Raw genomic sequence first — 19,591 nt, 5'->3', positions numbered from 1 at the left:
CTCGCGCGTGACCGTCATGCCGCGTCGGCTTGCGCGAAATCCGGCAGGGCCGCGATGCGCGCAAGGTGATGATCGGTGTCGCCGAGTGTCGTCTCGATGATCGACAGCCGCTTGAACAGGTGCGCCGCGGCGACCTCGTTGGTCACGCCCATGCCGCCGTGCAACTGCACGGCCTGCTGTCCGACGAAGCGCGCGGCCGCGCCGACGCGCGCCTTCGCCGCCGACACGGCCTTGCGCCGCGCATCGGCATCGTCGCCCGCATATCGGACCGCGGCGAGGTAGGTCAGCGAACGCGCCTGCTCCGCGTGTATCAGCATGTCGACCATCCGGTGCTGCAGCGCCTGGAAACGCGCGATCGGCACGCCGAATTGTTCGCGCGTCTTCGTATATTCGACGGTCGCCCGGTTCAGTTCGTCGAGCGCGCCGACCGCTTCCGCACAGAGCAGGAACGTCGCGTAATCGGCAATCTGCTCGAGCGCGGCCGCATCGCGCACGCCGCCCGCCAATTGCCGCGCGGGCGTGTCGTCGAACACGATCGTCGCGGCGCGCTGGCCGTCGATGGTCCGGTAATCGGTGAGCGTCACGCCCGCGGCGTCGCGCTCGACGACGAACAGGCCGATACCGCCGCCGTCGACGCGCGCCGGCACGATCCACGCATGCGCCTGCGCGCCATGCTGGACGACCGACTTGGTGCCGCTCAGCCGGCACGCGCCGCCCTGCTCGTGCGCATGCGTACCGAGCTCGTACAGCTCGTAGCGCGCGTGCGGCTCGTGGAATGCGACGGCCAGCCGCTTGTGCCCCTGCGCGACCGCTTCCAGCAGCGCGGCATCGTCGCCGCTGCCCGAGCCCGCGACCCGCAATGCCTCGACCGCGACCGCGGTCGCCCAGTACGGCTCGACCACGAGCGCACGGCCGAGCTCCTGCATCGCGACCAGCATGTCGACCGGGCCGCCGCCGAAGCCTCCCTGCGCGTCGGGCACGGGCAGCGCGGTCAGGCCGAGCTCGGCGAACGCGCTCCATTGCGCTTCCGATACGCCCGCATCGCTGCGCACGATCGCCTGCCGCGCGTCGAACCCGTATTGCTCGCCGAGGTAACGGCGCAGCGCGTCGGCGAACTGTTGCTGCTCGTCGGTAAAGCTGAAATCCATGGTTGTCTCCGTTGCCTGGTTACAGCCCCAGAATCATCTGCGCGATGATGTTCTTCTGAATCTCGTTCGAACCGCCGTAGATCGACGTCTTCCGGTAATTGAAGTAGTACGCGGCGAGCGGCGCCGCGTCATCGTCGCCCGCGCAGCTGTGCTCGCGCTCGCCGTCGAGGAACGGGATGTCGAACGGCGCGGCGAGCGGCCCGATCGCTTCGAACATCAGCTCGGTGAGCGCCTGCTGCACCTCGGTGCCCTTGATCTTCAGCATCGACGCCTCGGGGCCCGGCCCCTTGCCGCTCGTCTCACGGCTCACGACCCGCAGCACCGTCACCTCGAGCGCCATCAGCTCGACCTCCAGCGCCGCGACCTTCGCGGCGAACACGGGATCGGCGAGCAACGGCTTGCCGTTCTTGCGCTGGTTCGATGCGACGCGTTTCAGGAAGGCCAGCTCGCGCTTCGACGCGCCGACGCGCGCGATGCCGGTGCGCTCGTGCCCCAGCAGATATTTGGCGTAGGTCCAGCCGCGATTCTCGTCGCCGACGAGGTTCTCGACCGGCACCTTCACGTCCTCGAAGAACACCTCGTTGACTTCGTGGTCCTCGTCGAGCGTGATGATCGGGCGCACCGTGATGCCCGGCGTCTTCATGTCGATCAGCAGGAACGAGATGCCTTCCTGCTTCTTCGCCGACGAATCGGTGCGCACGAGGCAGAACATCATGTCCGCATATTGGCCGAGCGTCGTCCAGGTCTTCTGGCCGTTCACCACGTAGTGGTCGCCGTCGCGCTCGGCGCGCGTGCGCAGCGAGGCGAGATCCGAACCGGAACCCGGCTCCGAATAGCCCTGGCACCACCAGTCGGTGCCGTCGAGGATGCGCGGCAGGTAGTGGCGCTTCTGCGCTTCGCTGCCGTATTTCATCAGCACCGGCGCGACCATCGACACGCCGAACGGCAGCACGATCGGCGCGCCGATGCGGGCGCACTCTTCTTCCCAGATGTGCCGCTGCGTCGCGTTCCAGCCCGGGCCGCCGTACTCGACCGGCCACGCAGGCGCGGACCAGCCGCGCTCGCCGAGGATGCGGTGCCAGCTTGCGAAATCGTCACGGTTCAGCCGTTTATGGTCGAGTACCTTGGCGCGCAGTGCATGAGGCAGATTCGCCTCGAGCCAGGCGCGGACGTCGGCGCGGAATGCGTCGTCGGCGGGGGAGTAATTCAGATCCATGCGCAGTGTCTCCTGTCCGCGGCCGTCCGGCCCGGCCAGGACTCACTGCGCAAGGTCATTGCAGCGGTTCTTTCAGCGCGGAGGGAATCGGCAGCGGCATCACTTCGATGCCTTCTTCGACCAAGGATCGCGCATCCTCGGGCGTCGTGACGCCGCGAATGCTGCGTGCCGGCGCTTCGTTGTAATGAATGCGCCGCGCTTCCTCGGCGAAGCGCTCGCCCACGTTCTCGGTCTTCTCCAGCACCTCGCGCAGCGCCCGCATCGCCCGGGCCTGCAGCGCGCGCGGATCGGCCGGCTGCGGCTGCGCCTGCGTCGCGCCCGAAAGGTTCAGACGCGGCGCCGACGGCATCCGGTTGATGTCGGTCGTCCCGCACACCGGACATTCGACCAGCTTGCGAGACAACTGCGCTTCGAATTCATCGACGGAAGCGAACCAGCCTTCGAACCGATGACCGTGCGGACACTGTAAATCGAGGACCTTCATGCTGAATCAGGGCGTGTGACGAGTGTAGCGCAAATCGCGCTTTTTTGAACGACCGTGCTAAACCGGCTTCGCGCGGCCGGCGGCCGGCGCGTCACGCGATTGTAACGCCGTGCCCGGCTCGCCGCCGACGCCCGCTCAGGGGTTCTGCAGCGCGCCGAGCGGCCAGTTGCCGGACAGCACCTTCTCGAGCCACATCGTGCCGATGATCGTCTTCACGTCGGAGATCTGGCCGGCGCGCACCCATTCGAGCAGGTCGGGCAGCGTCGCCGTGAAGGTTTCGAGGAATTCGCCTTCGTCGAGCTTGCGCTCGCCGGCCGTGAGCCCGCGCGCGAGGTACAGGTCGATGAACTCGGTCGAATAGGAAATGATCGGGTGAATGCGCGTCAGGAACACGTACTCGCGGGCCGTGTAGCCGGTTTCCTCGCGCAGCTCGCGCACCGCGCATGCGAGCGCGCCTTCGTTCGGATCGAGCTTGCCGGCCGGGAATTCGGCCATGACCTTGCCGATCGGATAGCGGTACTGGCTTTCCATCAGCACGCGGCCGTCGTCGAACAGCGGGATCACCATCACCGCGCCCGGATGTTGGACGTACTCGCGCGTCGCCTGCTTGCCGTCAGGCAGACGCACCGTATCGCGTTTGAGCTTGAGGAACGCGCCGTCGAAAATCGCCTCGCTGTCGAGACAGGTTTCGGTGAGTGCGGCGTCGTGATTGGGTAGTTCGGCCATCGGCGGGCTCCGGGGAAATGAGCACGCGACGGCCGCAGCCGTCAGCGTCGTTTGACGAGATACTGAAACGTGAAGCCGGGAAACGCGAACACGATGAACAGGCTGAACGTGATCGCGTAAAACTGCCAGCCCTGTTCGAAGCGGTTGCCGGCGCGCGATTCGAGCCAGAAGCCGAGCGCGCCGACCACGAAGTACAGCACGATCAGCTCGCCGATCCGAATCCACGCACTCTTCTTCGCCGCGCCGATCGGCACGGCGGCGAACAGGCGTTGATTCAGGAACGGCAGGTTGGCGAACAGGAGCGCCAACAGCACGATGAACCAGCCGGCTGCCGACATTACAGCGGCAGCGTTTGCAGCGTATGACGGATCGCCTGCAGGCAAGCCGTCAGCAGCGGGCTCGGAACCAGGCCGAGCGCGACGACCGCAAGGCCGTTGACCACCAGGATCGTGCGCTTGCAGAAGTCGCCCGTGATCGGCGACGCGTCCTGCGGTGCATCGAAGTACATCAGCTTCACGATGCGCAGGTAGTAGAACGCGCCGAACAGCGACGTGATCACCGCGAGCACCGCGAGCCACGTGAGGCCGGCGTTGACCGTGGCCTCGAGCACCGCGAGCTTCGCGTAGAAGCCGACGGTCGGCGGGATGCCGGCCAGCGAGAACATCATGACCATCATCACGAACGCGAACACCGGGCTGCGCTTGTTGAGGCCCTTGAAGTCGTCGATCGTTTCGGCTTCGAAATCGCGGCGTGCGAGCAGCATCACCACGCCGAACGAGCCGAGCGTCGTGATCAGGTAGACGATCGCGTAGAACATCGCCGAGCTGTATGCGTTCGCCGGTGCGGCCGCGTCGCCCTTCACGATGCCGGCCAGCAGGCCGAGCAGCACGAAGCCCATGTTCGAAATCGCCGAGTAAGCGAGCATCCGCTTGATGTTGCGCTGGACGATACCGGTGATGTTACCGACGATCAGCGACAGCGCGGCGAGGATCACGAGCGCGGTCTGCCAGTTCTGCGCGAGCGGCAGCAGGCCCATCACCAGGAAGCGCAGGCCCCACGCGAACGCGGCAACCTTCGGACCGCCGCCGACGAACAGCGTCATCGCGGTCGGTGCGCCCTGATAGACGTCCGGCACCCACATGTGGAACGGCACGGCGCCGAGCTTGAACGCGATACCGGCGACGATGAAGATCACGCCGAACATCAGCACGGCCGCGTCGGTGTTGCCGCTGACCGCCTTGTACACTTCGCCGAGCTCGAGCGAGCCGGTCGCGCCGTAGAGCATCGAGATGCCGTACAGCACGAAGCCCGATGCGAGCGCGCCCAGCACGTAGTACTTCATCGCGGCTTCGCTCGACTGCGCGGCGTCGCGGCGCAGCGCGATCACGGCATACAGCGACAGCGACATCAGTTCGAGGCCGAGGTACAGCGTCAGGAAGTTGTTGCCCGACACCATCACCAGCTGACCGAGCAGCGAGAACATGCCCAGCAGGAACACGTCGCCGCGGAACATGTCGCGGTCTTCGAGGTACTTGCGCGAGTAGACGAGCGTGACCGCGAAGCCGAACGATACGACGGCCTTCATCATGCTCGCGAACGAGTCGACGACGACCATCCGCGAGAAGAAGTAGTACTGGTGCGGATCGAGCGCCTGCACGGCAAACCAGACGCCGGCGACGACCGACGCCACCACCGCGATCAGATAGGTCAGGCGGCGGCCGGCGGCACCGGTAAAGGTGTCGTTCAGCCACGCGACGATGATGGCGGCCATCACCAGCGCGTCAGGCAACAGGACATTCATAGGTGCGTTCATGATCTTGAGTTCCTCCGCTCGCGCTTACTGGGCCAGCGGCAGCTTCGACTGCGCGACATGGGAGAGGAGGTTTTCCACGGAAACGTGCATCACGTCGGTGAAGGGCTTCGGATACAGGCCCATCAGCAGCGTGAACGCGGCGAGCACGGCCAGCATCACGAATTCGCGACGGCCGATGTCCGTCAGCTTCGCGACGTGGTCGTTCGCGACGGCGCCGAAATACACGCGCTTGTACATCCACAACGTGTAGGCAGCGCCGAGGATCAGCGTGAATGCCGCACCGAAGCCGATCCAGAAGTTGTACTGGACGGCCGCGAGAATCACCATGAACTCGCCGACGAAACCCGACGTGCCCGGCAGGCCGCAGTTGGCCATCGAGAACAGCATCGCGAATGCGGCGAACTTCGGCATCACGTTCACGACGCCGCCGTAATCGGCGATCTGGCGCGAGTGCAGGCGGTCGTACAGCACGCCGATGCTCAGGAACATCGCGCCCGACACGAAGCCGTGCGAGATCATCTGGACGATCGCGCCTTCGACGCCGAGCTGGTTGAAGATGAAGAAGCCGAGCGTCACGAAGCCCATGTGCGCGATCGACGAATACGCGACCAGCTTCTTCATATCGGCCTGCACCATCGCGACGAGGCCGATGTAGATCACCGCGATCAGCGACAGCGTGATCACGACCGGCGCCAGGAAGTGACTCGCGTCAGGCGTGATCGGCAGCGAGAAGCGCAGGAAACCGTATGCGCCGAGCTTCAGCATGATCGCGGCCAGCACGACCGAGCCGCCCGTCGGCGCTTCCACGTGCGCGTCCGGCAGCCACGTGTGCACCGGCCACATCGGCACCTTCACCGCGAACGCGAGGAAGAAGGCGATGAACAGCATGATCTGCGGCGTCATCGCGATCTTGGCGTTCTGCCACGTCGCGAGATCGAACGAATGCGTCTGCGTGTACAGGTAGATCAGCGCGACCAGCATCAGCAGCGAGCCGGCCAGCGTGTACAGGAAGAACTTGAACGCCGCGTACACGCGGTTCGGGCCGCCCCACACGCCGATGATGATGTACATCGGGATCAGCGTGGCCTCGAAGAACACGTAGAACAGCAGGCCGTCGGCCGCCGAGAACACGCCGATCATGATCCCGGACAGGATCAGGAAGGCCGCCAGGTACTGCGCGACGTTCTCGGTGATCACCTCCCACGCGGCGATCACGACGATCACCGTGATCAGCGCGGTCAGCACGACGAACCACATCGAGATGCCGTCGACGCCGAGGTGGTACGAGATGTTGAAGCGTTCGATCCAGGTCGATTGCTCGACGAACTGCAGCGCGGCCGTGCTCGAATCGAAGCCGGTGATCAGCGGCAGCGTGACCGCGAGGCCCAGCAGCGAGCCGATCAGCGCGAGCCAGCGGGCCGCCCCCGGGTTTTTGTCGTTACCGACCGCGAGCACGAGGAGGCCGAAAACGATCGGCAGCCAGATCGCGGTACTGAGAATCGGAAAAGCGTGCATTAGTTGTCCCCCCGCCTTATTTGCCGCCGAGCGTTACAAACAGGGTCAGGAGCCCCAGCATGCCGATGATCATGGCGAACGCGTAGTGATAGATGTAACCGGATTGGAGGAAGCGGATCACGCCGGCGAACCAGCCGATGAACCGGGCGCTGCCGTTGACGAGACCGTCGATCACGACGACGTCGCCCTCCTTCCACAGGCCGCGGCCGATCGCCACCGAACCGCGGGCGAACACCACTTCGTTGATCTTGTCCATGTAGTACTTGTTGTCCAGCAGCGTGTAGATCGGACCGAACGCGCGGCGGATCGACGCCGGCAGATCCGGACGCTTCAGGTACAGGAACCACGCGACGACGACACCGGCGAGCGCCAGCCACACCGGCAGACCCGACACCGAGTGCAGGCCCATGCCGACCCAGCCGTGGAACTCTTCGGCCATCTCGGCGAGCGCCGGATGGTTCTGGCCGATGAAGATCACCTTGTCGAACGCGACGCCGTGCTGGAAGAAGTCGCCGTACAGCATCGGGCCGATCGCGATCGCACCGATGATCAGCGACGGGATCGCCAGCAGCACCAGCGGCACCCACACGACCCACGGGGTCTCGTGCGGCTCGTGCGCGTGGTCGTCATGACCGTGGCCATGGCCGTGATCGTCGTGACCGTGTGCGGCCGCCATGCCCATCGGCGATTCCGGATGCTTCGGCTTGCGGAAGCGCTCTTCGCCGTGGAACACCAGGAAGTACATGCGGAACGAGTACAGCGCGGTGACGAACACGCTGGCGACGACCGCGAAGTATGCGAAGCCCGAACCCGGCAGATGCGACAGCTTCACCGCGTCGATGATCGAGTCCTTCGAGTAGAAGCCCGAGAAGAACGGCGTGCCGATCAGCGCGAGCGAACCGACGAGCGACGTGATCCACGTGATCGGCATGTACTTGCGCAGGCCGCCCATGTTGCGCATGTCCTGGTCGTGGTGCATGCCCATGATCACCGAACCGGCGCCGAGGAACAGCAGCGCCTTGAAGAACGCGTGCGTCATCAGGTGGAACACGGCGACCGGGTAAGCGGACACGCCGAGCGCGACGGTCATGTAGCCGAGCTGCGACAGCGTCGAATACGCGACGACGCGCTTGATGTCGTTCTGGACGATCCCGAGGAAGCCCATGAACAGCGCCGTGATCGCGCCGATCACCGTGATGAACGACAGCGCGGTATCCGACAGCTCGAACAACGGCGACATGCGCGACACCATGAAGATGCCGGCGGTCACCATCGTCGCCGCGTGAATCAGTGCGGAGATCGGCGTCGGGCCTTCCATCGAGTCGGGCAGCCACACGTGCAGCGGGAACTGCGCCGACTTACCCATCGCGCCGATGAACAGGCAGATACAGGCGACGGTCAGCAGGCCCCAGTCGGTGCCCGGGAAGTGCAGGCTCGCGAGTTCCGCGCGCTTCGCGAACACTTCGCCGTAGTTCATCGAGCCCGCGAACGCGAGCAGCAGGCCGATGCCCAGCAGGAAGCCGAAGTCGCCCACGCGGTTCACGAGGAACGCCTTCATGTTCGCGTAGATCGCGCTCTCACGCGTGAAGTAGAAGCCGATCAGCAGGTACGACACCAGACCCACCGCTTCCCAGCCGAAGAACAGCTGCAGGAAGTTGTTGCTCATCACGAGCATCAGCATCGAGAACGTGAACAGCGAGATGTACGAGAAGAAGCGCTGGTAGCCGTCCTCTTCCGACATGTAGCCGATCGTGTACACGTGCACCATCAGCGAGACGAAGGTGACGACCACCATCATCATCGCGGTCAGCGAATCGACGAGGAAGCCGACCTCGAGTTTCAGCGAGCCGACGTTCATCCATTCATAGACGGTCGCGTTGAAGCTCGCGCCGCCCATCACGTCGAAGAAGACTTTCGCCGACAGGAGGAACGCGATCAATACGCCGAGGATCGTGATCCGATGTGCGCCCTTGCGCCCCACTGCGTTCCCGAACAGCCCCGCAATCAGCGAGCCGGCCAGCGGAGCGAGCGGAATCGCCAGCAGCAGGTTTTCATTGAGTGTCGTTGACATAACAGCGTTGCCTGAAATTAACCTTTGAGCTGATCGAGATCCTCGACATTGATCGTGTCGAGCTTACGGAACAGGGTCACCAGAATCGCGAGGCCGATCGCGGCTTCCGCTGCGGCGACCGTCAGCACGAAGAACACGAAGATCTGGCCGTGTACGTCGCCGAGATAGTGCGAGAACGCGACGAAGTTGGTGTTGACGGCCAGCAGCATCAGTTCGATCGCCATCAGGATGATGATGATGTTGCGGCGGTTCAGGAAAATCCCGACGATCGACATCGCAAACAGGATCGCGCCGAGCACGAGGTAATGGGCAAGAGTCAGCATGGTATGGGTTTCCTCCGCTTAGCCGTTGGTGCTCGTACCGGCTTCGCTCTGCGCCGTTGCCGGCTGCGGCTTGTCCGCTTCCATCTTCACGAGGCGCACGCGATCGTTGCGGCGCACCTTGACCTGATCCGACACGCGCTGGCGCTTGCTGTCCTTGCCGTGACGCGCGGTCAGCCCGATCGCGGCGATGATCGCCACCAGCAGCACCAGGCCGGCGATTTCGAACGCGAAGATGTAGTCGGTGTAGATCACCTTGCCGATCAGGCGCGTGTTCGACCAGTCGGCCATCGCGCCGGTCGCCATCGCGTGGACCGTGTGCGTGTCGCCGTAGCCGCGCCACAGGATCAGCGCGGTCTCGACCACGATGATCGCGCCGACGACGGTGGCCATCGGCACGAACTTCTTGAAGTCGCGCCGCAGGAAGTCGATGTTGATGTCGAGCATCATCACGACGAACAGGAACAGCACCATCACGGCGCCCACGTAGACCAGCACCAGCAGGATCGCGAGGAACTCCGCTTCCAGCAGCATCCAGATCGCGGCGGCGTTGAAGAACGCCAGCACAAGGAAAAGCGCAGACGCCACCGGGTTGCGCGAAGTGATCACCTTCAGCCCTGATACCACCAGGAGCAGCGCGAAGATGTAGAACAGTACGGTCGTGAATTCCATGATTACCGGTTCATCGTTAGGCCATAGTCAGGCGCGGCTTGCGGGACGCTCTCGCGTGCCGCACCCGTCGCGGCGGCACGGCCCGTCGATGCCGGGCCGGCACTGCAAACACAATCAACGATACGGCGCGTCGGCAGCCTTCGCCGCGGCGATGTCCTTCTCGTAGCGATCGCCCACCGCGAGCAGCATTTCCTTCGTGAAATACAGGTCGCCGCGCTTTTCGCCGTGGTACTCGAGAATCTGCGTCTCGACGATCGAATCGACCGGGCAGCTTTCTTCGCAGAAACCGCAGAAGATGCACTTCGTCAGGTCGATGTCGTAGCGCGTCGTGCGGCGCGTGTTGTCCGCACGCGTTTCCGATTCGATCGTGATCGCCATCGCGGGGCACACGGCCTCGCACAGCTTGCACGCGATGCAGCGCTCTTCGCCGTTCTCGTAGCGGCGCAGCGCGTGCAGCCCGCGGAAACGCGGCGAGATCGGGGTCTTTTCTTCCGGGAACTGCACCGTGAACTTGCGCCGGAACGTGTAGCGACCGGTCAGCGCGAGCCCCTTCAGCAGCTCCGTCAGGAAGAAGGTCTTAAAGAAGTGTTGGATTGCCGTCATGATTTCGTCCGATCTTTACTTCACCCAGATGTTCAGCGGCGACATCATCCAGAAGCCGACCACGACCACCCAGATCACCGTGACGGGCAGGAACACCTTCCAGCCCAGGCGCATGATCTGGTCGTAACGGTAGCGCGGGAACGTCGCACGCACCCAGATGAACACCGACAGCAGCGCGAATACCTTCAGCACCAGCCAGAAGATGCCCGGAATGAACGACAGGAATTCGAACGGCGCGTCCCAGCCGCCGAGGAACAGCGTCGCCGCCAGCGCCGAGATCACGATCATGTTGATGTACTCGGCGAGGAAGAACAGCGCGAACGCCATACCCGAGTAATCGATCATGTGACCCGCGACGATTTCCGACTCGCCTTCCACCACGTCGAACGGGTGACGGTTCGTTTCGGCGATGCCGGACACGAAGTAGACGACGAACGCCGGCAGCAGCGGCAGCCAGTTCCACGACAGGAAGTTCACGCCGTGGCCGGCGAAGAAGCCGTGCTGCTGCGAGCCGACGATTTCCGACAGGTTCAGGCTGCCGGCCGTCATCAGCACGAGCACCAGCGCGAAGCCCATCGAGATTTCGTACGAGACCATCTGCGCAGCGGCGCGCATCGCGCCGAGGAACGCGTACTTCGAGTTCGACGCCCAGCCGGCGAGAATCACCGCATACACGCCGATCGACGAGATCGCCATCGCGTACAGCAGGCCGGCGTTCACGTTCGCGAGCACCGCCTGGGCCTGGAATGGGATCACCGCCCACACCGCGAACGCGGGCACGACCGTCATGACCGGCGCGACCAGGTACAGCCAGCGGCTCGCTGCGCTCGGCTGAATCACTTCCTTCAGCAGCAGCTTCAGCACGTCGGCGATCGGCTGCAGCAGACCGGCGGGGCCGACGCGGTTCGGCCCGAGACGCACGTGCATCCAGCCGATCAGCTTGCGTTCCCACAGAATCAGGTACGCGACGCACAGCAGGATCACGACGGCGACGACGAGGATGCGCACGAGCGCCCACACCGTCGGCCACGCGACGCCGAGAAGCTGGGCTCCGCCCGCGTTGATCGTATCGAACAAGCTCATTTACGCCTTCTCCACCACCAGTTCACCGAACAGGCTGCCGAGCGCTGCGCCGGCAGGCGTCGCCGCCGACACGCGAACGACCGTCTCCGCAAGATTCGCGTCGCGCACGGCCGGCAACTTCACCGCACGCTCGCCTTGACGCACGCGCACCGCGTCGCCTTCCTTCAAGCCCAGCTTGTCGAACAGCCCGGCCGGCAGGCCGACGGTGTTCGCGGCCTTCGCGGCGGCCGTCAGGTGCAGCGCACCTGCGCGGCGCACGAGTGCGTCGGCGTGATAGATCGGCACGTCGGCGAGGCGCTCGAAGCCGCCGTTCGCGGCGCTGGCTGCGACACGTGCCGGCGCGACCGACGTGCGGTTCGACAGGCGGCTTGCGACACCTGCGTCGCCGAGCGCGGCGAGACGTACTTCTTCGGCCGTCTCGTATTCGAAGTTCGGCAGGCCGAGCAGGCTGCCCAGCACGCGCAGCACCTTCCAGCCGGGGCGCGTGTCGCCGAGTGCGCGCACGACGCCGTTGAAGCTCTGCACCGTGCCTTCGGCGTTCACGTACGTGCCGGCCGTTTCGGTGAACGGCGCGATCGGCAGCAGCACGTCGGCGTAATCGACGCCGTGCTTGAACGGCGACATCACGACGACCATTTCCGCCTGGTTCAGCGCGGCAAGCGCCTGCGCCGGATCGGCGGTGTCGAATTCCGGTTCGACGTTCAGCAGCACGTAGCCCTTGCGCGGCTGCGCGAACGCTTCGCGAGCGTTCAGGCCGCCTTCGCCCGGCAGTGCGCCGACCACGTGCGCGCCGACCGTGTTCGCCGCTTCCGTCAGGAAGCCGAGCGTCGCGCCGGTGTTCTCGGCGATCCACTGTGCGAGCGCGTGCAGCTGCGCGAATTGCGGGTGACGCACGGCGACGTTGCCGAGCAGCACCGCGCGGCGTTCGCCGTTGGCGAGCGATTGCGCGACGGCCTGGGCGGCCGCCGACGCCGTGACGCCGGCGAGCGCATCGGGCAGCGCGACGCCGCGCAGTTGCGCGACCGCCGCGGCGATGCCGGCCAGTTCGTCGAGCCATGCCGACGGTGCGGCGACGATGCGCTGCGCGGTCGGGATCAGCGAGTCGTCGCCGGTTGCGTTCAGGAAGTGCAGCTTCGCGCCGTTCTTCGCGGCCTGACGCAGGCGTGCGGCGAACAGCGGGTGGTCGCGGCGCAGCAACGAGCCGACGACCAATGCGGCACCGAGGTTCGACAGATCGGCGATCGGCATGCCGAGCCACGGCGCACCGGCGACCGGCGCCGAGAAATCCTGCTGGCGCAAACGGAAGTCGACGTTCGGCGTCTTCAGTTCATTGGCGAGCTGCTTCACGAGGAACAGCTCTTCGGCCGTGCTGTGCGCGCTCGCGAGCATCGCCAGCGCGTTCGCGCCGTGATCCGCGGCGATGCCCTTCAGGCCCTTCGCGACATATTCGAGTGCGGTCTGCCAGTCGGTTTCGATCCACTGGCCGCCCTGCTTCAGCATCGGCTTCGTCAGGCGCTCGGTGCTGTTGAGCGCTTCATACGAGAAGCGGTCCTTGTCCGAGATCCAGCATTCGTTGATCGCTTCGTTTTCGAACGGCAGCACGCGCATCACGCGGTTGTTCTTCACCTGCACGACGAGGTTCGCGCCGACGGAATCGTGCGGGCTCACCGACTTGCGGCGCGACAGTTCCCAGGTCCGGGCGCTGTAGCGGAACGGCTTGCTGGTCAGCGCGCCGACCGGGCACAGGTCGATCATGTTGCCCGACAGCTCGGAGTCGACCGTCTTGCCGACGAACGTCGTGATTTCCGAGTGCTCGCCGCGGCCCAGCATGCCGAACTCCATCACGCCGGCGATTTCCTGGCCGAAGCGGACGCAGCGCGTGCAGTGGATGCAGCGCGACATTTCTTCCATCGAGATCAGCGGGCCCACGTTCTTGTGGAACACCACGCGCTTTTCTTCCGAATAGCGCGACGACGACTTGCCGTAGCCGACCGCCAGATCCTGCAGCTGGCATTCGCCGCCCTGATCGCAGATCGGGCAGTCGAGCGGGTGGTTGATGAGGAGGAATTCCATCACCGACTGCTGCGCCTTCACGGCCTTGTCGGATTGCGTGTGCACGACCATGCCGGCCGACACGGGCGTCGCGCAGGCAGGCACGGCCTTCGGCATCTTCTCGACTTCGACGAGGCACATCCGGCAGTTGGCCGCAACCGACAGTTTCTTGTGATAGCAGAAGTGAGGAATGTACGTATCCGCCTTGTGCGCAGCCTGGATCACCATGCTGCCTTCGGGCACCTCGACCTTCTTGCCGTCTATTTCAAGTTCAACCATGATGGTGAATGGTCCTTAACCTATTTCCGCCCGTTCGCGCGTTCGCCCGACCGTGCGCTCAAATTCCGCAACCGGTACTTCGCTTCAGGCTGCCGCCGCGTGTGTGTGGCCGCCGACCATGCAGTGCTTGTGCTCGACGTGGTACGCGAATTCGTCCCAGTAGTGCTTGAGCATCCCGCGAACCGGCATCGCCGCCGCGTCGCCGAGCGCGCAGATCGTACGGCCCATGATGTTCTCCGCCACCGAGTTCAGCAGGTCCAGGTCTTCCTGGCGGCCCTGGCCGTGCTCGATGCGGTTCACGACGCGATACAGCCAGCCGGTGCCTTCGCGGCACGGCGTGCACTGGCCGCACGATTCCTCGTAATAGAAGTACGACAGGCGCAGCAGCGAACGCACCATGCAGCGCGTCTCGTCCATCACGATCACCGCGCCGGAGCCGAGCATCGAGCCCGCCTTCGCGATCGAGTCGTAGTCGAGATCCGTCTGCATCATGATGTCGCCCGGAATCACCGGCGCCGACGACCCGCCCGGAATCACGGCCTTGATCTTCTTGCCGCCGCGCATCCCGCCGGCGAGCTCCATCAGCGTCGCGAACGGCGTGCCGAGCGGCACCTCGTAGTTGCCCGGACGCTCGACGTCGCCCGACACCGAGAAGATCTTCGTGCCGCCGTTGTTCGGCTTGCCGATCTCGAGATAATTCTGCGGCCCGATGGACAGCAGGAACGGCACCGCGGCGAACGTCTCGGTGTTGTTGATCGTGGTCGGCTTGCCGTACACGCCGAAGCTCGCCGGGAACGGCGGCTTGAAGCGCGGCTGGCCCTTCTTGCCTTCGAGCGATTCGAGCAGCGCCGTTTCCTCGCCGCAGATGTACGCGCCGTAACCGTGGTGCGCGTGCAGCTGGAACGAGAATTCCGAGCCCATGATGTTGTCGCCGAGGAAGCCGGCGGCGCGCGCCTCGTCCAGGGCAGCCTCGAAGCGTCGATAGACTTCGAAGATTTCGCCGTGGATGTAGTTGTAGCCGACGGTGATGCCCATCGCGTATGCGCCGATGGCCATCCCTTCGATCAGTGCGTGCGGGTTCCAGCGCAGGATGTCGCGATCCTTGAACGTGCCCGGTTCGCCTTCGTCCGAGTTGCAGACGAGGTACTTCTGCCCCGGGAACTGGCGCGGCATGAAGCTCCATTTGAGGCCGGTCGGGAAGCCCGCACCGCCACGGCCGCGCAGGCCCGACGCCTTCACGTCGGCGATCACCTGCTCCGGCGGAATCTTCTCTTCGAGAATGCGACGCAGCTGCTTGTAGCCGCCGCGCGCGACGTAATCTTCGAGATGCCAGTTCTCGCCGTTAAGGCCTGCGAGGATCAGCGGTTTGATGTGACGGTCGTGAAGGGACGTCATTTCGAAAGCTCCTCAAGCAGCTGGTCGATCTTCTCGCGGCTCATGAAGCTGCACATTCTGTGATTGTTCACCAGCAGCACCGGCGCATCGCCGCACGAGCCCATGCATTCGCCTTCTTTCAGCGTGAACTTGCCGTCAGGCGTGGTCTCGCCGAAGCCGATGCCCAGCTTCTGTTTCAGGTAGTCGGCCGTCGCCTCGGCGCCGCCGTGCGGGCCAAGCTGACACGGCAGGTTCGTACAGAGCGTGATCTTGTGCTTGCCGACCGGTTTGAGCTCGTACATCGTGTAGAACGTCGCGACTTCCTGCACGGCAACGGCCGGCATGCCGAGATAGTCCGCGACGAACTGCATCAGTTCGGGCGACAGCCAGCCGTGCTCTTCCTGAGCGACGGCCAACGCCGACATCACGGCGGACTGTTTCTGATCGGCGGGATACTTCGTCAACGCTCGATCGATTTCTTTCAGGCCTTCAGCTGAGATCATTTTCAGACACGACTCTTTCAATTCCTACCGAACGAACAACCTGCCGCACTGCTGTGCATGGACGGCAGACCTGGCGCTCACTGTTGACAGCTTGCGAAGCCGCGCCGGTTCAGCGCATGCAGCATCAGACTTCGCGTGTGACTTACTGCTCGCCGCCCGCTCGCGCGGGCGGCGCAACCATTAGCGATCGATCTCGCCGAACACGATGTCCTGCGTACCGATGATCGTGACGGCGTCGGCAATCATGTGGCCGCGCGCCATTTCGTCGAGCGACGCGAGATGCGCGAAGCCCGGTGCGCGGATCTTGAGGCGATACGGCTTGTTGGCACCGTCCGACACGAGATAGATGCCGAACTCGCCCTTCGGATGCTCGACTGCCGCGTACGCTTCGCCTTCCGGCACGTGAAAACCTTCGGTGAAGAGCTTGAAGTGGTGAATCAAGTCTTCCATGTTGGTCTTCATGCCGACGCGCGACGGCGGCGCAACCTTGTGATTGTCGGTCATCACCGGCCCCTGATTCTTGCGGAGCCACTCAATACACTGTTTCGCGATACGGACCGACTGACGCATTTCTTCGACACGCACCAGATAGCGGTCGTAGCAATCGCCGTTCACGCCGACCGGCACGTCGAAATCCATGCGATCGTACACTTCGTACGGTTGCTTCTTGCGCAGGTCCCACGCGATCCCCGAGCCGCGCAGCATCGGGCCGGTGAGGCCCATCTGCAACGCACGTTCCGGGCTCACGACGCCGATCCCGACCAGACGCTGTTTCCAGATCCGGTTGTCGGTCAGCAGCGTTTCGTATTCGTCGATGCACTTCGGGAAGCGCGTGAAGAAGTCGTCGATGAAGTCGAGCACCGAGCCGCTGCGCGCTTCGTTCATCTTCGCGAGCGCCTTCTCGTTGCGGATCTTCGACGCCTTGAATTGCGGCATCGCATCCGGCAGGTCGCGATAGACGCCGCCCGGACGGTAATACGCCGCGTGCATCCGTGCGCCGGACACCGCTTCGTACACGTCCATCAGGTCTTCGCGCTCGCGGAACGCGTACAGGAACACGGCCATTGCGCCGACGTCGAGCGCGTGCGCGCCGATCCACATCAGGTGGTTCAGCACGCGCGTGATCTCGTCGAACAGCACGCGAATGTACTGCGCGCGCTCCGGCACGTCGATGCCGAGCAGACGTTCGATCGCGAGCACATAGCCGTGCTCGTTGACCATCATCGACACGTAGTCGAGACGGTCCATGTACGGCACGGACTGGATGAAGGTCTTGTTTTCCGCGAGCTTTTCGGTCGCGCGGTGCAGCAGGCCGATGTGCGGATCGGCACGCTGGATGACTTCGCCGTCGAGCTCGAGCACGAGGCGCAGCACGCCGTGCGCTGCCGGGTGCTGCGGGCCGAAGTTGAGCGTGTAGTTCTTGATTTCTGCCATGACGCCCCCTTAATGTTTCAGACCGCCATAGCGATCCTCGCGGATCACGCGCGGCGTGATTTCGCGCGGCTCGATCGTCACCGGCTGGTAGACGACCCGCTTCTCTTCCGGGTCGTAGCGCATTTCGACGTAGCCCGACACCGGGAAGTCCTTGCGGAACGGGTGGCCGATGAAGCCGTAGTCGGTGAGGAGGCGGCGCAGGTCGGGGTGCCCTTCGAACACGAGGCCGTACAGGTCGAACGCTTCGCGCTCGTACCAGTTCGAGGAAGACCAGGTGTCGACGAGCGACGGCACGATCGGCAGATCGTCGTCCGGCGCGAACACGCGCAGGCGCAGGCGCCAGTTGTTCGTGACCGACAGCAGCTGCGACACGGCCGCAAAACGCGGGCCGTCGTACGCGCCGTCGCCGTAGGTCTGGTAGTCGATGCCGCAGAGGTCGATCAACTGCTCGAAACGGAGCTTCGGATCGTCGCGCAGCGTCTTTGCGACTTCGAGGTAATCGCTCGCCTTCACGACGAGCGTCAGTTCACCGATTGCTTCGGTGAGGCTCACCACGCGCGCGCCGAGCGCGGCTTCGAGGTTTGCCTTGAGAGTCTCGATTTTGCTTGCCATATTGAGGGGACGCTCGGGGCTTTATTGACGGGCGATGGTATTGGTGCGGCGGATCTTCGCCTGCAACTGGATCACGCCATAGACCAGCGCCTCGGCCGTGGGCGGGCAGCCCGGCACGTAGACGTCGACGGGCACGATCCGGTCGCAGCCGCGCACCACCGAGTACGAGTAGTGGTAGTAACCGCCACCGTTCGCGCACGATCCCATCGAGATCACCCAGCGCGGCTCGGCCATCTGGTCGTACACGCGGCGCAGTGCCGGCGCCATCTTGTTGCAGAGCGTGCCGGCGACGATCATCACGTCGGACTGGCGCGGACTCGGGCGGAACACGACCCCGAACCGGTCCAGGTCGTAGCGCGCCGCGCCCGCATGCATCATTTCGACGGCGCAACACGCGAGCCCGAACGTCATCGGCCACAACGAGCCGGTGCGCGTCCAGTTGATCAGCTTGTCAGCCGTCGTGGTGACAAACCCTTCCTTCAAGACCCCTTCGATACTCATTTGCTTTCCACTCCAGACGAGCGACCCAGCGTGGTCGCCCATGCAAACCGGCGATTAAACCCATCACTCCCAGTCGAGCCCGCCTTTCTTCCAGATATAGGCAAAGCCCAGCAGGAATTCGAGCAGAAAAATCATCATTGCGCTGAAACCCGGCCAGCCGATGTCCCGGAGCGCGACGCCCCACGGAAACAGGAATGCGGTTTCGAGATCGAAGATGATGAACAGGATGGCGACGAGGTAGTACCGGACGTCGAACTTCATCCGGGCGTCTTCAAAGGCTTCAAAGCCGCACTCGTACGGTGCGTTCTTGTCGACGTCCGGCTTGTTGGGCCCAAGGAGCTTGCCGATACTGACCAGCGCTATACCTAAACCAGTGCCCACGAGGAGGAACAACAAGACGGGGTAATAGGCTGCGAGGTTCAAGGCAATCCTCTATCGGTTGGTTCTGAGCGTCCGGAGAATACCACTTCCGGCGGAAGGAATCATTTCGGAGTACGCGCGATTCCAAGACAATCGCAAGACACACCCCACAAATGAAAAATGCCAGCCACTAGAAGCGGCTGGCATTGAGTAACTTTGGTGCCGACGGCGAGACTCGAACTCGCACAGCTTTCGCCACTACCCCCTCAAGATAGCGTGTCTACCAATTTCACCACGTCGGCACTGCATGCAACTCGGGTCGTACTGCACGTTTCCCGCGAATCGCTTCAAGAATTAAATTCTAACCCGAGTTCCCGGTTTGTTCAACGCACAACGGCAAAAATTTTAACTTTTTATTTCGGCACGTCCTGGCCCGGGGCGCTTGCCGCCGACGCGGCGGAACCCGCTGCGGCAGAGGCTGCGACGACCGGCGCCGAGGCCGCCGGCGCAGATGCCGGCGCGGTCGCGGTCGCGCCCAGTACGCCTGCCGACGGCGTCGCCTTGTACGAACCGAGGTACGTCAATGCGAGCGTCGCGATGAAGAAAACCGTAGCCAGCACGGCCGTCGTGCGCGACAGGAAGTTCGCCGAGCCGGTCGCGCCGAACAGGCTGCCCGACGCGCCGCTGCCGAATGCGGCGCCCATGTCGGCACCCTTGCCGTGCTGCAGCAGCACGAGCCCGATCACGCCCAGCGCGGACAGCACCTGCACCACAATAATCAGCGTTTTGAATAACAGCATCACACCCACCCGGTTGGATCTGGCG

At 64.2% G+C, this 19,591-nt stretch carries 20 protein-coding genes and 1 tRNA gene; all 21 read right to left on the bottom strand.

Translation table 11 applies throughout. The features are described 5' to 3' along the window. Positions 1-14: 14 nt before the first annotated feature. Positions 15-1,148 (bottom strand): acyl-CoA dehydrogenase, encoded by a 1,134-nt coding sequence (locus C3Y15_RS13925; protein WP_069246278.1) that lies wholly within the window; start codon positions 1,146-1,148, stop codon positions 15-17. Between the two features lie 19 nt (positions 1,149-1,167). After that, positions 1,168-2,364 carry an acyl-CoA dehydrogenase family protein gene (locus C3Y15_RS13920; protein WP_059461894.1) on the bottom strand — a complete coding sequence of 399 codons (1,197 nt, stop codon included), beginning with the start codon at positions 2,362-2,364 and terminating at the stop codon, positions 1,168-1,170. A gap of 55 nt (positions 2,365-2,419) precedes the next feature. Then, a complete protein-coding gene (locus C3Y15_RS13915) occupies positions 2,420-2,848 on the bottom strand; it encodes a DUF1178 family protein (protein WP_069246279.1) in 429 nt (142 codons plus the stop codon). A 135-nt stretch (positions 2,849-2,983) separates the two neighbouring features. After that, positions 2,984-3,574, bottom strand: a complete 591-nt coding sequence (locus C3Y15_RS13910) for an NUDIX hydrolase (protein WP_011885522.1) — start codon at positions 3,572-3,574, stop codon at positions 2,984-2,986. 41 nt (positions 3,575-3,615) lie between these two features. Beyond that, entirely contained in the window at positions 3,616-3,912 is a 297-nt protein-coding gene (locus tag C3Y15_RS13905) for a DUF2818 family protein (protein WP_059696077.1), read from the bottom strand. Next, complete coding sequence (gene nuoN / locus C3Y15_RS13900) at positions 3,912-5,375, bottom strand: NADH-quinone oxidoreductase subunit NuoN (RefSeq protein WP_172820461.1); 1,464 nt, start codon at positions 5,373-5,375, stop codon at positions 3,912-3,914. The genes C3Y15_RS13905 and nuoN overlap by 1 nt, the downstream gene beginning before the upstream one ends. Before the next feature lie 36 nt (positions 5,376-5,411). Further along, positions 5,412-6,902 carry an NADH-quinone oxidoreductase subunit M gene (locus tag C3Y15_RS13895; RefSeq protein ID WP_011885525.1) on the bottom strand — a complete coding sequence of 497 codons (1,491 nt, stop codon included), beginning with the start codon at positions 6,900-6,902 and terminating at the stop codon, positions 5,412-5,414. Positions 6,903-6,918: 16 nt separating this feature from the next. Beyond that, positions 6,919-8,973: an NADH-quinone oxidoreductase subunit L gene (nuoL, locus tag C3Y15_RS13890; protein WP_011885526.1), complete on the bottom strand. Its 2,055-nt coding sequence runs from the start codon at positions 8,971-8,973 to the stop codon at positions 6,919-6,921. 17 nt (positions 8,974-8,990) lie between these two features. Next, on the bottom strand, positions 8,991-9,296 hold the full coding sequence (nuoK, locus tag C3Y15_RS13885) for an NADH-quinone oxidoreductase subunit NuoK (RefSeq protein WP_011885527.1): 306 nt from the start codon (positions 9,294-9,296) through the stop codon (positions 8,991-8,993). 18 nt (positions 9,297-9,314) lie between these two features. Then, entirely contained in the window at positions 9,315-9,965 is a 651-nt protein-coding gene (locus C3Y15_RS13880) for an NADH-quinone oxidoreductase subunit J (protein WP_011885528.1), read from the bottom strand. A gap of 114 nt (positions 9,966-10,079) precedes the next feature. Further along, positions 10,080-10,568 (bottom strand): NADH-quinone oxidoreductase subunit NuoI, encoded by a 489-nt coding sequence (gene nuoI / locus C3Y15_RS13875; protein ID WP_011885529.1) that lies wholly within the window; start codon positions 10,566-10,568, stop codon positions 10,080-10,082. A 15-nt stretch (positions 10,569-10,583) separates the two neighbouring features. Then, positions 10,584-11,651 carry an NADH-quinone oxidoreductase subunit NuoH gene (gene nuoH / locus C3Y15_RS13870; protein WP_011885530.1) on the bottom strand — a complete coding sequence of 356 codons (1,068 nt, stop codon included), beginning with the start codon at positions 11,649-11,651 and terminating at the stop codon, positions 10,584-10,586. Continuing rightward, a complete protein-coding gene (gene nuoG, locus C3Y15_RS13865; protein ID WP_069246280.1) occupies positions 11,652-13,982 on the bottom strand; it encodes an NADH-quinone oxidoreductase subunit NuoG in 2,331 nt (776 codons plus the stop codon). 84 nt (positions 13,983-14,066) lie between these two features. Next, on the bottom strand, positions 14,067-15,377 hold the full coding sequence (gene nuoF, locus C3Y15_RS13860) for an NADH-quinone oxidoreductase subunit NuoF (RefSeq protein ID WP_059623202.1): 1,311 nt from the start codon (positions 15,375-15,377) through the stop codon (positions 14,067-14,069). Continuing rightward, positions 15,374-15,859: an NADH-quinone oxidoreductase subunit NuoE gene (nuoE, locus tag C3Y15_RS13855; protein WP_006478266.1), complete on the bottom strand. Its 486-nt coding sequence runs from the start codon at positions 15,857-15,859 to the stop codon at positions 15,374-15,376. The genes nuoF and nuoE overlap by 4 nt, the downstream gene beginning before the upstream one ends. Before the next feature lie 180 nt (positions 15,860-16,039). Further along, positions 16,040-17,293, bottom strand: a complete 1,254-nt coding sequence (locus C3Y15_RS13850; RefSeq protein WP_011885533.1) for an NADH-quinone oxidoreductase subunit D — start codon at positions 17,291-17,293, stop codon at positions 16,040-16,042. Between the two features lie 9 nt (positions 17,294-17,302). Next, a complete protein-coding gene (locus tag C3Y15_RS13845) occupies positions 17,303-17,905 on the bottom strand; it encodes an NADH-quinone oxidoreductase subunit C (RefSeq protein WP_011885534.1) in 603 nt (200 codons plus the stop codon). Positions 17,906-17,926: 21 nt separating this feature from the next. After that, entirely contained in the window at positions 17,927-18,406 is a 480-nt protein-coding gene (locus C3Y15_RS13840; protein WP_006398799.1) for an NADH-quinone oxidoreductase subunit B, read from the bottom strand. A gap of 63 nt (positions 18,407-18,469) precedes the next feature. Further along, positions 18,470-18,829: an NADH-quinone oxidoreductase subunit A gene (locus C3Y15_RS13835; RefSeq protein ID WP_011885535.1), complete on the bottom strand. Its 360-nt coding sequence runs from the start codon at positions 18,827-18,829 to the stop codon at positions 18,470-18,472. A gap of 154 nt (positions 18,830-18,983) precedes the next feature. Next, positions 18,984-19,068, bottom strand: a tRNA-Leu gene (locus tag C3Y15_RS13830). Between the two features lie 111 nt (positions 19,069-19,179). Next, positions 19,180-19,566, bottom strand: a complete 387-nt coding sequence (gene secG / locus C3Y15_RS13825) for a preprotein translocase subunit SecG (protein WP_011885536.1) — start codon at positions 19,564-19,566, stop codon at positions 19,180-19,182. Positions 19,567-19,591: the final 25 nt, after the last annotated feature.

Source organism: Burkholderia sp. B10, assembly GCF_004368385.1.
Taxonomy (GTDB): Bacteria; Pseudomonadota; Gammaproteobacteria; order Burkholderiales; family Burkholderiaceae; genus Burkholderia; species Burkholderia vietnamiensis.
Note: the sequence above shows the minus strand (reverse complement) of the source record. Positions and strands in the feature narration are given on the sequence as shown.